The organism is Bradyrhizobium ingae, assembly GCF_055791185.1.
Genome location: NZ_JBVUBB010000028.1, coordinates 99,023 through 112,318, shown reverse-complemented (window position 1 = coordinate 112,318; position 13,296 = coordinate 99,023). Strand labels below are relative to the sequence as shown.

Below are 13,296 nucleotides of genomic sequence, written 5' to 3'. Positions count from 1 at the left end.
GTGGGGGGGCAAGGGGCAAAGGTAGGGAAGTGAGTTATCCCCTGATCTGTCTGCGGTGCTGTTTCCCAGGCTGAGGCGGTGCAACTTTCTCCGTCATGCCGGGGCTTGTCCCGGGCATCCACGTCCTTTTGCGTCAAATGCGATAGAAGATCGTGGATTGCCGGGACAAGCCCGGCGATGACGATGTGGGGGGCTTCCGTTGAAGACGATCCTGACAGTGTTCGTGGCGTTAGCGATTATCAGCGAAGCCCACGCCCAATCGCTCCCCGGTGGCTTCGTATATCTGCGGGACATTGATCCCACCATCATCCAGGACATCCGCTACGCGACCTCCAACAACTTCACCGGCCATCGGCTGAGCGGCTACGGCGCCGGCGAATGCGTGGTGAAGCGCGAGGTGGGGCTGCGGCTAAAGGCGATCCAGCAGGAGCTCGCCGGCCAAAATCTCTCGCTGAAGATGTTCGATTGCTACCGGCCGGTGCGCGCGTCGCTTGATATGGTGGCGTGGGCGCAGAACGGCCGCGAGCCGGCGGCCGAGCGGCGCTACAACCCCAGGATTCCCAAGACGGAGCTGTTTCGGCTCGGCTACATCGCAAGCCGCTCGCAACATTCCACTGGTGCTGCGCTTGATCTGACGCTGGTCGATCTCAAGGCCGATAACTCCGTCAAATACGATCCCGCGAAGACCTATGCCGACTGCACGGCGCCGGTTGAGGCCCGCCCGCCCGAAGGCAGCGTCGACATGGGCACCGGCTATGATTGTACGGACGCGAAAGGCCACACCGCCGCTCCAATGATCACGGCCGATCAGCGCGCCTGGCGCAAGAGGCTGGTGGCTGCGATGGCCCGGCAAGGCTTTGTGAACTATTCGAAGGAGTGGTGGCATTTTTCCCTGCCGGGGGCGGGCGGGGCAGCCTATGATTTCCCGATCCAGCCGCGGCGGAACTGATTCCGGCCTGAGGACATGCCATGACCCAGCCGAACTTCGCGACCCACGAGGTTTTCAATCAGTCGCCGCCGTTCGAGGACATCGACCTGTTTGCCGCTGACCGGCCGCTGGTCGATGCGGTGAAGGCCAATGGCGGGGGTGCTGCGGAGCACGAGTTGTCCACGTTCGGCCGGCACTGGGGCTCGGCGGCGATGGCCGAGCGTGGGCGCCTCGCCAACGAGAACACGCCCAAACTCCGCACCTTTGATGCCAGGGGCAACCGCCGCGATCAGGTCGAGTTTCATCCCGCCTATCATGAGCTGATGGCGCACAGCGCGCATGCCGGCTTGCACAACTCCACCTGGGCTGCGGATGGACGGCCCGCGGGCGATGCGGCCGAGGTCGTTCGGGCGGCCAAATTCTACATCGCATCGCAAGTCGAGACCGGACATCTCTGTCCAATCACCATGACGCGCGCCTCCGTCGCGGCGCTGGCGATGCAGCCTGATTTGCTCGCGCGCGTGATGCCGGTGCTGTCGACGAAGAGCTACGACCCGAGCTTCGCGCCGTGGTGGGAAAAGCGCGGCATGACACTCGGCATGGGCATGACCGAGAAGCAGGGCGGCACCGACGTACGCTCCAACATGACGCGCGCGATGCGCGACGGGAACGCCTACCGCGTCACCGGCCATAAATGGTTCATGTCGGCGCCGATGTGCGACGCCTTCCTCGTGCTGGCGCAGGCCGAGGACGGGTTGACCTGTTTCTTCATGCCGCGCTTTGCGCCGGATGGGTCGGTGAACGCGATACAGTTCCAGCGGCTGAAGGACAAGCTCGGCAATCGCTCCAATGCCTCCTCGGAGGTCGAGTTCGTCGGCGCCTATGCGGAAGCCGTCGGCGAGGAGGGCAAGGGCATCCGTACCATCATCCAGATGGTGCAGCTCACGCGGCAGGATTGTGCGATCGCCTCTGGTGGACTGATGCGTTCGGGGCTCGCCCATGCGCTGCATCACGCGCGTCACCGCAGCGTATTCCAGAAACATCTCGCCGATCAGCCGCTGATGCAGGCGGTGCTGTCGGACATGGCATTGCATGTCGAGGCAACGGTCGCGCTGGTGATGCGGCTCTGCCGCGCCTTCGACCGCACGCCGCGTGATGGGGGCGAGGCCGCCTACATGCGGCTGCTGACGCCCGCGATCAAATACTGGGTTTGCAAGAGCGCGCCGGCGTTCCTGTATGAGGCCATGGAGTGCCTCGGCGGCAATGGTTATGTCGAAGACGGCATTCTGGCGCGCCACTATCGGGAGGCGCCGGTGAACGCGATCTGGGAAGGTTCTGGCAACGTGATGTGCCTCGACGTTCTCCGCGCCCTCGCGCGCGAGCCCGAAGCCGCAATGGCCGTGCTGGAGGACCTGGCTGCGGAGACCAAGGGGCTGCCTGGCGCCGGCGAGGCGGTAAGCTTCATCGGCAACGCGTTTCGCCGTGCCGACGGCGAGTGCTTCGCGCGGCTTGCTGTGGAGAAGCTGGCTCTGCTGGCGGCCGCCGCTGCGCTCAACATCGTGTCACCGCGGAGCGCCGAATTGTTCGCCGCCACGCGCCTGACTGCCAACCACGCCAGCATGTATGGTGCCGTGGAGCTGGAGAGTGCCGACGTGCGAGCGCTGCTGGAGCGAGCGTTGCCGTGAAATCTTTTGTGTCGATCACTCGCTCCGTCATTCCGGGTTCGATGCTGCGCATCGCCCCGGAATGACAGCGATTATCCAACGAAAGCCTCTTGATGGATACTCTCAATCCCGACCATCCGCCGCTCATCGTGACACCCGACGACGGGGCGCCGCGCGTCTGGAAATTCTGGGGCACTGCGCTGTGGGGCCTGTTCGTGTTCGCCGCGATGTTCGTCGGCCAGATCGGCACGATCGTCTATCTCGTCGCGCATCGCGGTGGCCCGATCAATATGGCGTCCCTCGAGTCCGTCGGCCGCGATCCGCAGGCGCTGGCGCTATCTGTGATCGCGGGCCTGCCGACCACGCTGGCGGCGGTGTGGCTTGCCATTCGCCTGAAGCGCGCTTCCTTCGCCGACTATCTCGCGCTGCGATGGCCGTCCTGGTTGCAGATCTTGCTTGGGGTCGTCGGTCTCATCCTGATCGTGGTGATCTGGGAGACGATGTCGCGCGCGCTGGGCCGCGAGGCGACGCCGGGCTTCATGACCGATCTCTTGAAGTCGGGTCGCGACAAGGGGGCAGCGACGTTGCTCGTGCTCTCCTTCAGTATCGCCGCGCCGATGTCCGAAGAGGTGATCGCGCGGGGCTTCCTCTTCCGCGGCTGGTCGGAAAGTTTTCTGCGCGTGCCCGGCGCGATCATCCTGTCGTCGCTGGTCTGGACCGCCGTGCATCTGCAGTACGACATGTACTTCCTTGCCGAGGTGTTCTCGATCGGATTGTGGTTCGGCTACATGCGCTACCGCGGCAACTCGCTGTGGCTCACAATCGTGCTCCACGCGCTGAACAACCTGACCGCAGTGGTGCTAACGATGTGGCTGGGGGGGTAGGTGGGCGGCTCTAGCCTCGCGCGAAATGAACGAGCGCCAAGCAGACGTTTAGCCTTGAGTTGCAGCCACGGAAACCGTCATTGCGAGCGGAGCGAAGCAATCCAGAATCCCCCCGCGGCGACGGTCTGGATTGCTTCGCTGCGCTCGCAATTGTGCAAGTTCATTAATTCGCTGATCGAATGGTCTGGGTCTGGACCTCGGCAAATTCCTTTGGTGTCTTGCCGCCGAGGGCCTGATGAGGCCTGAAGTTATTGTAGTAGATCACATACTCGAACAGCTCGTTGGCGAAGTGCTCGAGGTTGTCGAAGGTTGCGCCTTCGATGACGTCGTCGTCGAGCGTTCGCCAGAAGCGTTCAACCTTGCCGTTGGTTTGAGGCCGGTAGGGCCTGGTGTAGCGATGCTTGATGCCGAGCTCGATCAGCATGGCCTCGAAGGGGTGCTCTTCAGGGGAGTTGCGGGAGGCGAACTCCGCGCCATTGTCGGACAGGATCTCGGCGAACTGGACCCCATAGGTGACGTTGAGGGTGTTGATCATTTTCAGCGTCTTGAACATGACCGGCAGCGCCTTCTTCGAGGTCAGCACCTCGGCCCAGGCCAGGCGCGAGCAGCTATCGACCAGGCTGACAATGAAGGCAGGGCTTGATGGTGGCGCCAGGAACATGTCGCGGGACAGCTGGTGCAGGTCGACATGGCCGAGTTCGCCGATCTTGTCCTTGATAATGCGACGTTTCTCCTCGCGCATCGCCGGGGTGCGGCGGTTCAGCTGATTGCGTTTGAAGACCCGGTAGATGGTCGAGGGCGACGGTACCGTATCTCGCCGTTCACGCAAGGCGGCGTGGACCTCATATCGATTCATGCCGCGCTTCCGGCAGGCGACGATCTCTGCCTCAATGCCTTCCGGCTCGGGCAGATAGATATCTTCTTTTCTGGACTTGCTCTCGGCTATATTCGCTGGAGAAGTGACTCAACTTGGCTGACCGTGATGGCTCATTCAACTATCAATATCGTTATCTTCTTTACGATGGGGCGCTACGTCTAGCGCGCTGCCACCAATGCGATCGCCAACGGCATCGTCACTGCCGCTAAAATCGTCTGCAACGTGATGATCTGGGCGAGCAGCGGCGCATCGCCGCCCGTCTGGCGGGCCAGCACATAGGCGCTCGGCGAGGTCGGCACCGCCGCGCAGACAGCGATGATCGCAAGGCTCGTCCCGGTCAGCCCAAACCACAGGGCCAGCAGAAGCGCGATCACGGGCATCAGCACGAGCTTGAAGGTGACGCCGATGGCGGCGGCCACGCTGGGGCGAAGCAGGCCGTTCAGATGCAGGCCTGCGCCGGTGACGAGCAGGCCGATGGCGAGGGAGGAGCGGCTCAACGCATCCGCCACCTCGTGCCAGATCCTTGGCAGCGGCAGGTGCAGGACGTTAACGAAGAGGCCAATCGCGCAGGCCCAGATCAGCGGGTTGCTTGCCACGGTCATGACGATGGCGCCGACGGATCGTTTCTCCGGCGATGCGTAGTGCGCGAGGACCGCGACGCTGAACACGTTGACCAGCGGAATGATCGCGACCATCGCGACTGAGGCCAGCGCAAGGCCGACATCGCCGAACAGATTGGCGGAGACCGACAGCGCGACATAGGTCTGCCAGCGGGTCGCGCCCTGGAAGATCGAGGTGAAGGCGGGCCCGTCGATGTCGAGCCGCGCCAGGGCCGGGCGCAGCGCCAGGCACAACAGTGACATCGCAAGTGAGGACAAGAGCAGTGCGCCGCCGACGCCTGCGACCGGTACCTTGTCGAGGTCGGCCTTCACCAGCGTCTGGATCAGCAGCATCGGAAACAGCACGTAATAGGTCAGCCGCTCCAGCCCGTGCCATTGGGTGTCGAGCCGCATCAGGCTGTGCTTCAGCACTACGCCGAGCACGATGAGAATGAAGACCGGCAGCAGTGCAGCAATCACCACCGCCATGGGTCAGTCCGTTCCGGGTGCCGCGCGTAGATTGGCCAGACGATCGAGCGCGCCCTGCAGGATGAATATCGCGGCGTGCTCGTCGATCACCTCGGCGCGCTTGGCGCGGCTGACGTCCATGCCGATCAGCTCGCGCTCCACCGCCGACGTCGAGAGACGTTCGTCCCACAGGCCGATCGGCAGTGCGGTGAGGCCGGCGAGATTGCGGGCGAAGGCACGGGTCGATTGTGCACGCGGGCCCTCGCTGCCGTCCATGTTGATGGGCAGGCCGAGCACGAAGCCGACCGCCTTCCGCTCGGCAGCGATGGCGAGAAGCCTGGCCGCATCCTGCTTGAACGCCTTGCGGTGGATGGTCTCGACGCCGGTCGCGAGCCGCCGGTCCGGATCGGAGACGGCAACGCCGATCGTCTTGGTGCCGAGATCGAGCCCGATCAGCGCACCGCGCACGGGCCAGTGGGTTGCAGCATCGACCAGGGGTAGGATAGGAGCCGGCATGGCGTTAGCGCATACCATGCGAAGCGCTGCGGAGTGAACCCTGGACAATGGATGCGCTGACCTTATTCGGCCTGTTCGCCGTGACCGCGATGCTGGTCTGTTATGCTTTGGAGGATCGCAGCCACTGGTTCGTGCTGCTGTTCGCCGCCTCCTGCGCGCTCGGCTCGGCCTACGGCTTCCTGCAAGGCGCCTGGCCGTTTGGCGTCGTGGAAGCGATCTGGGCGATCGTGGCGCTGCGGCGTTGGTCGCTCAGGCCGCGATGACCTCGTCATCCCTGTTCAGGCAGGACGCAAAACCCTGAAGTGCGCTGTATTGATGGCCGGCGCGGCGCTGGATGAACAGCGTCTCGACGCGCGCGGACGCCGGGCTGAGCGTGTGGATCGCCACATTGCCAATCATCGCGCTGCGTTCGACAACGGCGCGAGGCAATAGCGTCACGCCCATGTCGGCGGCGACGCAGCCGATCATGCCGTCGAGAGTGCCGAGCTCGAAGCGCGCGGCCGACGGCCAGCCGAACTCGACGAAGATCTGCTCGAGCTTTTGGCGATAGGTGCAGCCGGTGCGGAACACCAGCGCCGTCGGGCCGGACTCCGGCGTGCCGGCACGCAGCTCCTGCAGCGACGCCCAGCGGCGCGCGCTGACCAGCACCAGCTCCTCGCGGAATACGCTGACTGCGGTGAACTCGGCATGTTCGATCGGGCCAGCGACGAAGGCGCCGTCGAGCGCGCCATCGAGCACGGCAGCGACGAGATCGGCTGTGGTTGCGGTGCGCAGGCTCAGTCGCACGGCGGGGAAACGGCGATGGAAATCGGCAAGCAGAGGCGGCAGGCGCACGGCGGCGGTCGTTTCCATCGAGCCGATCGCGAGCGGCCCCTTGGGCTCGCCATCGTCGCGGGCGGCAAGCACGGCCTCGCGCGAGAGCGCGGCCATCCGTTGCGCGTAAGGCAAAAGCCGTTTTCCCGCGCCGGTCAGCGTCATGCCCCGGCTGTGGCGCTCGAACAGCGGCGTGCCGATCTCGGCCTCCAGCGCCTTAATCCGCTGGGTGACGTTCGACTGCACGGTGTTGAGTTCTTCTGCGGCGCGCGTGATGCCGCCGGTGCGGGCGACCGCGGCAAACGTCCTGATATCGCTGAGTTCCATCGCCTTCGTTTCGTTTCTGAGATGGCAGCATTCAAAAGAATTCAATTTTCGAGAATGCTATTCCGGTCTAACCTTGCTGTCCAGCTTCGGAGGCGCCATTGCCGATCGTCACACCGCTGACCCAGCTCCTCGGGATCAGGCATCCGATTCTGTCGGCGCCGATGGACACGATTTCCGGCAGCCGGCTGACCCGCGCTGTCAGCGGCGCCGGTGGCTTCGGCATTCTTGGCGGCGGATACGGTGACCGGGCTCGGCTCGAGGCTGAGACCAAAAAGCTGAGCGGCTTTGCGCCGTTCGGCATCGGCTTCATCACATGGAGCCTCGCAAGGCAGCCCGAGCTTCTCGACATCGCGCTCGATGCAGGTCCGCAGGCCGTCATGCTGTCGTTCGGCGATCCCGCGCCGTTCGCGCCGCGCATCAAGGCGCGTAACACCCGGTTGATCTGCCAGGTGCAGAGCGAGGACATGGCGAAGCAGGCGCTGGACGCCGGTGCGGACATCCTGATCGCGCAGGGCACTGAGGCCGGTGGCCACGGCGCGTCGCGCACCACCGTGGATATCGTGCCGGCGATCGTCGATCTTGCAGCCGGGCGCGTGCCGGTCGTTGCTGCCGGCGGCATCGCGGACGGGCGCGGCCTGGCTGCGATGTTGATGCTGGGCGCAACCGGCGTGCTGATCGGGACGCGCCTCTATGCGAGCATCGAGGCCGATGGCGCAGAGGAGGCGAAGCAACGCATCTGCGCGGCGAATGGTAACGACACCGTGCGCGGTGTCATCGTGGACTGGTCACGCAGCCTGTTCTGGCCGGCCCCGTTCACCGCGCGCACACTGCTCAACGATCACATCAGGCGCTGGACCGGCCGCGAGATCGAGCTCATGCAGCGCGCCGGCGAGATTGCCGTGGAGTATGCTGCGGCGAAGACCGCCGGTAATTTCGAGGTCGCGGCGGTCTTTGCCGGCGAGGCTGTCGGCCTGATCCATGATATTCCGCCGGCCGCCGAGATCGTCGAGCGAATCGCGACGGAGGCGGAGCAGTTGCTCGCCGGCCGGCGCAACTCAGGTGCTTCTTTTCCTTCTCCCACAAGGGGCGAAGGTTTGCAGCGAGCCAACTAGCGAGACCAACCATGTGGCCGAACCGTCGACTGATCGACCTCTTCAAGACCGAATTCCCGATCGTGCTGGCGCCGATGGCCGGCGTGATGGACGCGGAGCTCGTGATCGCGGCGGCGCAAGGCGGTGCGCTCGGCTCGCTGCCGTGTGCGATGCTGTCGGCGGAGAAGGCGCGCGAGCAGGTCAATCTCATTCGCCAGCATGTCGCAGCGCCCGTGAATATGAACTTCTTCTGCCACAAACCTCTCGAGCTCACCGCCGAGTCCGAAGCGCGCTGGAAGCAGCGGCTGGCTGACTATTACAGGGAGCATGGTCTTGATCCGGCGGCGCCGATCAGCGCCGCCAACCGCGCGCCATTCGATGCGGCGTTCTGCGAGGTCGTCGAGGAGCTGAAGCCGGAAGTCGTCAGCTTCCATTTCGGCCTGCCGGCAGAAGGGCTGCTGAGGCGCGTCAAGGCGGCCGGCTGCCTCGTCATCTCGTCGGCCACCACGGTGAAGGAAGCGGTCTGGCTCGAGCAGCACGGGGTCGATGCCGTGATCGCTCAGGGCGCCGAGGCGGGCGGCCATCGCGGCATGTTCCTGACCGAGAATATCTCGGAGCAGCCCGGCACCTTCGCGCTGGTGCCGCAGGTCGTCGATGCGGTGAAGGTACCGGTAATCGCTTGCGGCGGCATTGCCGACGGGCGAGGTATCGCGGCAGCCTTCGCGCTCGGTGCAGCCGGCGTCCAGATCGGCAGTGCCTATTTGCGCTGTCCGGAGTCCAAGGTCAGCGCCGGCGGCCGCAAGGCGCTGGCGGAGGCGCGGGACGATTCCACCGTCATCACCAACGTGATGACCGGCCGGCCCGCACGCGGCGTGCAGAACCGCCTGATGCGCGAAGCCGGCCCGATCTCGCCGGATGCACCGGCCTTTCCCCATGCCGCGACAGCGCTGGGGCCGCTGAAGGCGGCGGCCGAAAAGCAGGGTAGGGTGGATTTCACCAATCTCTGGGCAGGCCAGGCCATCGGCATGGGCCGCGAGATGCCCGCGGCCGAATTGACCCGGGAGCTGGCCAAATCCGCGCAGGCCCGCCTGAAAGCGCTGGCCGGCTAGGCGCGATGAGATCCAGGAAGATCGTCATCGCGCTTTAGGCTATTGTTTGCGCATGATCTTTCGGAAAACCGCTGCGCACTTTGCGCTAATGCGGCCCTTCTGGTCCGGATCATGCGCCTAGCGCCGGTTGCGGCGCAAAACCGGCCTCTGCTATACGGCAGACCTGATCTCTGCCGTTCGAGGCCTTATATAATGTCCGTTGACGCTGCTACCGTCCGCCGCATCGCGCATCTGGCGCGTATTGCGGTTTCCGACGACGAGGTTCCGCATCTCCAGGGCGAGCTCAACGCCATGCTTGCCTTCGTCGAGCAGCTCTCGGAGGTCAATGTCGAGGGCGTCGATCCCATGACCTCGGTGACGCCGATGGAGATGAAGAAGCGCCAGGATGTGGTCAATGACGGCGAGATCGCCGACGATGTCGTTGGCAATGCGCCGGCGACCGAGGGGCACTTCTTCCTGGTGCCGAAGGTCGTCGAGTAACTTTTAGGACGTGGTCCGATGTGCATGCTTTGCGACGATGAGAAGGCCTATCAAGCCTACATGAACTATCTCGACGCGATGGAGCGGCAGGGCAAGGCTGCCGATCCCAATGTCGCCGTCAATGCCGTGCTCGACGAGATCGAGGCCGCCGCGAAAGCGGCTGCCAAAAAGGACGACCCGGCCAACGACAAGACCCTGTCTCCATTCTTCTGCAGCCCGATCAATAAATGACCGATTTGACATCGCTGACGCTCGCCGAGGCCCGCAAGGGTCTCGCCGACAAGACATTCACGTCGCTTGAGCTGACCGACGCGCATCTGAGCGCGATGGAAGCTGCACGCGCGCTCAACGCCTTCGTCCTGGAAACGCCCGACCAGGCGCGTGCCATGGCGCGCGAAGCTGACGGCAAGATCGCCAAGGGCGATGCCGGCCCGCTCGCCGGCATTCCGCTCGGCATCAAGGACCTTTTTGCGACCAAGGGCGTGCGCACCACGGCCTGCTCGAAGATCCTCGGCAATTTCGTGCCGACCTACGAATCGACCATCACCTCGCAGCTCTGGCGCGACGGTGCGGTGATGCTCGGCAAGCTCAACAATGACGAGTTCGCGATGGGCTCGTCGAACGAGACGTCCTGCTTCGGTCCCGTCGGCAATCCCTGGCGGCGCGAAGGCTCCAACACGACGCTGGTGCCGGGCGGCTCGTCCGGCGGCTCGGCTTCGGCCGTCGCCGCGCTGCTCTGCATGGGCGCGACCGCGACCGATACCGGCGGCTCGATCCGCCAGCCGGCAGCCTTCACGGCGACCGTCGGCATCAAGCCGACCTATGGCCGCTGCTCGCGCTGGGGCATCGTCGCCTTTGCGTCCTCGCTCGACCAGGCGGGTCCGATCGCGCGTAGCGTGCGCGATTGCGCGATGCTGCTGCGCTCGATGGCCGGTCACGATGCGAAGGACACGACGTCCGTCGACATCGCTGTGCCGGACTATGAGGCCGCCATCGGCAAGTCCGTGAAGGGCATGAAGATCGGCATCCCAAAGGAGTATCGCCTCGACGGCATGCCGGCCGAGATCGAAAAGCTTTGGGAAGCGGGCGCGGCCTGGCTGAAAGCGGCCGGCGCCGAGCTCGTCGAAGTGTCGCTGCCGCACACCAAATATGCGCTGCCGGCCTACTACATCGTGGCGCCGGCGGAAGCTTCGTCCAACCTCGCGCGTTATGACGGCGTGCGCTACGGCCTGCGCGAGCAGGGACGCAATATCATCGAGATGTACGAGAACACCCGCGCCGAAGGCTTTGGCGCCGAGGTGAAGCGCCGCGTCATGATCGGCACCTACGTGCTCTCGGCCGGCTATTACGACGCCTATTACCTGCGCGCGCAAAAAGTGCGCACGCTGATCAAGAAGGATTTCGAGGATTGCTTCGCCAAGGGCGTCGACGCGATCCTCACGCCGGCGACGCCGTCGGCTGCGTTCGGCATTGGCGAGAAGGGCGGCGCCGATCCGGTCGAGATGTATCTCAACGACATCTTCACGGTGACCGTGAACATGGCGGGTCTGCCCGGCATCGCCGTGCCCGCCGGCAAGGACGCGCAGGGCCTGCCGCTGGGCCTGCAACTGATCGGCCGTCCCTTCGACGAGGAGACGCTGTTCTCGCTCGGCGAGGTGATCGAGCAGGCCGCCGGCCGCTTCACGCCCGAGAGGTGGTGGTGAATGTCGCGGCGTTCATAGCCAGCCTCGAGGGCGCAGCGCCGGCGCCCGAACTTAGCGCGCCACTCGCCGGCCTCTGGTGGGCCGCCAAGGGTGATTGGGACAAGGCGCACACAATCGTGCAGGACGACGACAGCCGCGAGGCGGCCTGGGTCCACGCCTATCTGCATCGCGTCGAAGGCGATCTCGGCAATGCAGGCTACTGGTATCGCCGCGCCGGTCAACCAGCGGCCAAGGATTCATTGCAGGCGGAATGGGAGCGGATCGCTCAGGCGCTGGTCTGAGCGGGAGAGCGCCTGCGATCCGACGGGCTCACCGCACCACGGTGTTCGGCACCGCGCCGGAGCGCCAGGCCTCGGCGTTGACATGGTCGGCTGCGGCCGAAAGCAGACGCGCGGGCACCTCGATCGTGCCGCCGGCGAGAGCGCGCTGGAGAGTGCGCCGGCGTTCGATCTCCGTGCATGCGAGCGGATGCTTTGCCAGAAAGTCGAGATCGACCCCGGAGGGGGCAAAGCACGAGGAGAAAGCTGCCGTCAGTTCGAGTTGCTCCAGCGCGGCGGCCACGAACCACCCGACGGGATCGGAGCCCGGGGCGACTTGATCGAACCGTGGATGCGCCGGCCAAAACGGTTCGGCGATCCGGCCCTTGCCGCCCTTGAGGATATCGGCGGCGAACCGCAGCGTGCCAACGGCAATAGTGCGGTGACCGAGATCGAGCGCGATGCGGGCGAGCGTCGACAGGCGCGGCAGTGAGGCCTGGGTGCGGCACAATGGCTCCAGCGTGGCAAAGGCATGCGTGAGCGCGGCGTAGCGGGTCGGCCAGGCGAAATCCTGCGATCGCCATAGCGCGTAGCACGCGAGCGCATCGCGATAGACCTTGTCTTCCGCGACCGCGCCGCCCGGCAGCGCCTTGAAGATCGCGGCGAAGGGCTGTGCCGCGAACAAGGCTAGTGCCTTGCTGCGCGCGGCATCGCCGAGCTTCCACTGCGGAGCGGCTTCGATCAGAAAGCCATCCCGCGCCAGCGCGGCGGCGCGGTCGGGTTTGGCCGCGAACAGATTCAGCTCGTACGTATCGAGCGCCTCGTCTTTCCCGACAGGGACGAGCAGCGGAGCGCCGCCGAGCAGACGGTAAATGCCGAAGCCGAGCCTCGTGAAGGCGGCCGGCAATGCGTCGTTCTGCACCTTGCCGGCCTTCACCTCGAACATGATGAGCGGCGACTGTTGGGTGAAGAAATCTGGCGCGCCGGCCAGGATCCGCTCTTCCTCACCTTCGGCGTCGATCTTGATGAAATCGACCGGGCCCCAGTTCCTCGACCTCTGTTCCTGGTCAAGCGTCGTGATCTGGATGATCTCGCTGGGCCCGTCGCCGCTGAGCGAATTGAGCTCGCTTGATGCGCCGAGCACCAGGCGGCCCTCGCGGACGCTGTCGGAGAGAGCTGCATCGACGAGCTGCAGGTTGGTGGCCTCGTTCTTCGCCTTGCTGAGCGCCAGCAGACCCCGCGGCTCGCTGGCAGGTTCATAGGCGAAGACCCGACCGTTCGGGCCCACCAGCCGCGCGATTGGCAGGCTGTAAACGCCCAGATTGGCACCGATGTCGAGCGCGGTCATTCCCGGCTTCAGCCAGCTTGCAAGAAACGCCGCCTCCTTCTCGAACCATTGCTCCTGCTCGAGAATGACATAGGTCGTGATCGCCTCCAGCGACGCCGGCACGACGATATGCGTCCCGTCGGCCATGCGAAGCGACAATTGATCCATGCTTCACCCATCCGTTCACTGCGCGGCCTTCTTGGCACGGATGCCCTGCGGTTTCACGCCAAATCCTGCCGGGCCGGCCCAGGTT

At 65.0% G+C, this 13,296-nt stretch carries 16 protein-coding genes; 11 read left to right on the top strand and 5 right to left on the bottom strand.

Going from position 1 to position 13,296, the window contains the following annotated elements:
• Nucleotides 1-199 precede the first annotated feature (199 nt).
• From ACV1FX_RS30510 to ACV1FX_RS30500, 3 genes are all read left to right on the top strand, one after another.
• On the top strand, nt 200-949 hold the full coding sequence (locus tag ACV1FX_RS30510; RefSeq protein ID WP_473121254.1) for a M15 family metallopeptidase: 750 nt from the start codon (nt 200-202) through the stop codon (nt 947-949).
• A 20-nt stretch (nt 950-969) separates the two neighbouring features.
• Nucleotides 970-2,613, top strand: a complete 1,644-nt coding sequence (locus ACV1FX_RS30505) for an acyl-CoA dehydrogenase family protein (RefSeq protein ID WP_473121253.1) — start codon at nt 970-972, stop codon at nt 2,611-2,613.
• Nucleotides 2,614-2,705: 92 nt separating this feature from the next.
• The gene (locus ACV1FX_RS30500; RefSeq protein ID WP_473121252.1) at nt 2,706-3,476 is read left to right on the top strand and encodes a lysostaphin resistance A-like protein; all 771 of its coding nucleotides are present in this window, start codon (nt 2,706-2,708) and stop codon (nt 3,474-3,476) included.
• 163 nt (nt 3,477-3,639) lie between these two features.
• On the opposite strand, the gene ACV1FX_RS30495 is transcribed toward ACV1FX_RS30500, so the two are convergent.
• Entirely contained in the window at nt 3,640-4,332 is a 693-nt protein-coding gene (locus ACV1FX_RS30495) for an integrase core domain-containing protein (protein WP_473121251.1), read from the bottom strand.
• On the opposite strand from ACV1FX_RS30495, the gene ACV1FX_RS30490 reads away from it, so the two are divergent.
• The gene (locus ACV1FX_RS30490; protein WP_473121250.1) at nt 4,312-4,515 is read left to right on the top strand and encodes a CPBP family glutamic-type intramembrane protease; all 204 of its coding nucleotides are present in this window, start codon (nt 4,312-4,314) and stop codon (nt 4,513-4,515) included. The genes ACV1FX_RS30495 and ACV1FX_RS30490 overlap by 21 nt on opposite strands.
• Here the strand turns inward: ACV1FX_RS30490 and ACV1FX_RS30485 are convergent.
• Together ACV1FX_RS30485 and ruvX are read right to left on the bottom strand one after the other, a co-directional pair.
• On the bottom strand, nt 4,512-5,441 hold the full coding sequence (locus ACV1FX_RS30485; RefSeq protein ID WP_473121249.1) for an AEC family transporter: 930 nt from the start codon (nt 5,439-5,441) through the stop codon (nt 4,512-4,514). The genes ACV1FX_RS30490 and ACV1FX_RS30485 overlap by 4 nt on opposite strands.
• Before the next feature lie 3 nt (nt 5,442-5,444).
• Nucleotides 5,445-5,936 (bottom strand): Holliday junction resolvase RuvX, encoded by a 492-nt coding sequence (gene ruvX, locus ACV1FX_RS30480; RefSeq protein ID WP_473121248.1) that lies wholly within the window; start codon nt 5,934-5,936, stop codon nt 5,445-5,447.
• A gap of 47 nt (nt 5,937-5,983) precedes the next feature.
• Between ruvX and ACV1FX_RS30475 the strand changes: the two genes are divergently transcribed.
• A complete protein-coding gene (locus ACV1FX_RS30475) occupies nt 5,984-6,199 on the top strand; it encodes a hypothetical protein (protein ID WP_027522959.1) in 216 nt (71 codons plus the stop codon).
• Here ACV1FX_RS30475 and ACV1FX_RS30470 read toward each other — a convergent pair.
• Nucleotides 6,186-7,076, bottom strand: coding sequence for a LysR substrate-binding domain-containing protein (locus tag ACV1FX_RS30470; protein ID WP_473121247.1), 891 nt, complete (start codon nt 7,074-7,076; stop codon nt 6,186-6,188). The two genes, ACV1FX_RS30475 and ACV1FX_RS30470, sit on opposite strands and share 14 nt — an antisense overlap.
• Before the next feature lie 98 nt (nt 7,077-7,174).
• Between ACV1FX_RS30470 and ACV1FX_RS30465 the strand changes: the two genes are divergently transcribed.
• The 6 genes from ACV1FX_RS30465 to ACV1FX_RS30440 all read left to right on the top strand — a co-directional run bounded on the left by ACV1FX_RS30465 (nt 7,175) and on the right by ACV1FX_RS30440 (nt 11,740).
• Nucleotides 7,175-8,188 (top strand): NAD(P)H-dependent flavin oxidoreductase, encoded by a 1,014-nt coding sequence (locus ACV1FX_RS30465; protein WP_473121246.1) that lies wholly within the window; start codon nt 7,175-7,177, stop codon nt 8,186-8,188.
• Nucleotides 8,189-8,199: 11 nt separating this feature from the next.
• The gene (locus tag ACV1FX_RS30460; protein WP_473121245.1) at nt 8,200-9,276 is read left to right on the top strand and encodes an NAD(P)H-dependent flavin oxidoreductase; all 1,077 of its coding nucleotides are present in this window, start codon (nt 8,200-8,202) and stop codon (nt 9,274-9,276) included.
• A gap of 192 nt (nt 9,277-9,468) precedes the next feature.
• Nucleotides 9,469-9,756, top strand: coding sequence for an Asp-tRNA(Asn)/Glu-tRNA(Gln) amidotransferase subunit GatC (gene gatC / locus ACV1FX_RS30455; protein WP_473121244.1), 288 nt, complete (start codon nt 9,469-9,471; stop codon nt 9,754-9,756).
• Nucleotides 9,757-9,774: 18 nt separating this feature from the next.
• Nucleotides 9,775-9,987 (top strand): hypothetical protein, encoded by a 213-nt coding sequence (locus ACV1FX_RS30450; RefSeq protein WP_473121243.1) that lies wholly within the window; start codon nt 9,775-9,777, stop codon nt 9,985-9,987.
• A complete protein-coding gene (gene gatA, locus ACV1FX_RS30445; protein ID WP_473121242.1) occupies nt 9,984-11,459 on the top strand; it encodes an Asp-tRNA(Asn)/Glu-tRNA(Gln) amidotransferase subunit GatA in 1,476 nt (491 codons plus the stop codon). Before ACV1FX_RS30450 ends, gatA begins: the two co-directional genes overlap by 4 nt.
• Nucleotides 11,450-11,740: a hypothetical protein gene (locus tag ACV1FX_RS30440; protein ID WP_473121241.1), complete on the top strand. Its 291-nt coding sequence runs from the start codon at nt 11,450-11,452 to the stop codon at nt 11,738-11,740. The genes gatA and ACV1FX_RS30440 overlap by 10 nt, the downstream gene beginning before the upstream one ends.
• 28 nt (nt 11,741-11,768) lie before the next feature.
• Here the strand turns inward: ACV1FX_RS30440 and ACV1FX_RS30435 are convergent, their stop codons facing one another.
• The gene (locus ACV1FX_RS30435) at nt 11,769-13,211 is read right to left on the bottom strand and encodes an FkbM family methyltransferase (protein ID WP_473121240.1); all 1,443 of its coding nucleotides are present in this window, start codon (nt 13,209-13,211) and stop codon (nt 11,769-11,771) included.
• Nucleotides 13,212-13,296: the final 85 nt, after the last annotated feature.

What these genes read in the sequence shown, in the direction of transcription:
- ACV1FX_RS30505 (WP_473121253.1), top strand. Translation starts at nt 970, where the DNA reads ATGACCCAGCCGAACTTCGCGACCCACGAGGTTTTCAATCAGTCGCCG.
- ACV1FX_RS30485 (WP_473121249.1), bottom strand. Translation starts at nt 5,441, where the DNA reads ATGGCGGTGGTGATTGCTGCACTGCTGCCGGTCTTCATTCTCATCGTG.
- ruvX (WP_473121248.1), bottom strand. Translation starts at nt 5,936, where the DNA reads ATGCCGGCTCCTATCCTACCCCTGGTCGATGCTGCAACCCACTGGCCC.
- gatC (WP_473121244.1), top strand. Translation starts at nt 9,469, where the DNA reads ATGTCCGTTGACGCTGCTACCGTCCGCCGCATCGCGCATCTGGCGCGT.
- ACV1FX_RS30470 (WP_473121247.1), bottom strand. Translation starts at nt 7,076, where the DNA reads ATGGAACTCAGCGATATCAGGACGTTTGCCGCGGTCGCCCGCACCGGC.
- ACV1FX_RS30435 (WP_473121240.1), bottom strand. Translation starts at nt 13,211, where the DNA reads ATGGATCAATTGTCGCTTCGCATGGCCGACGGGACGCATATCGTCGTG.
- gatA (WP_473121242.1), top strand. Translation starts at nt 9,984, where the DNA reads ATGACCGATTTGACATCGCTGACGCTCGCCGAGGCCCGCAAGGGTCTC.
- ACV1FX_RS30500 (WP_473121252.1), top strand. Translation starts at nt 2,706, where the DNA reads ATGGATACTCTCAATCCCGACCATCCGCCGCTCATCGTGACACCCGAC.
- ACV1FX_RS30460 (WP_473121245.1), top strand. Translation starts at nt 8,200, where the DNA reads ATGTGGCCGAACCGTCGACTGATCGACCTCTTCAAGACCGAATTCCCG.
- ACV1FX_RS30450 (WP_473121243.1), top strand. Translation starts at nt 9,775, where the DNA reads ATGTGCATGCTTTGCGACGATGAGAAGGCCTATCAAGCCTACATGAAC.
- ACV1FX_RS30475 (WP_027522959.1), top strand. Translation starts at nt 5,984, where the DNA reads ATGGATGCGCTGACCTTATTCGGCCTGTTCGCCGTGACCGCGATGCTG.
- ACV1FX_RS30495 (WP_473121251.1), bottom strand. Translation starts at nt 4,332, where the DNA reads ATGAATCGATATGAGGTCCACGCCGCCTTGCGTGAACGGCGAGATACG.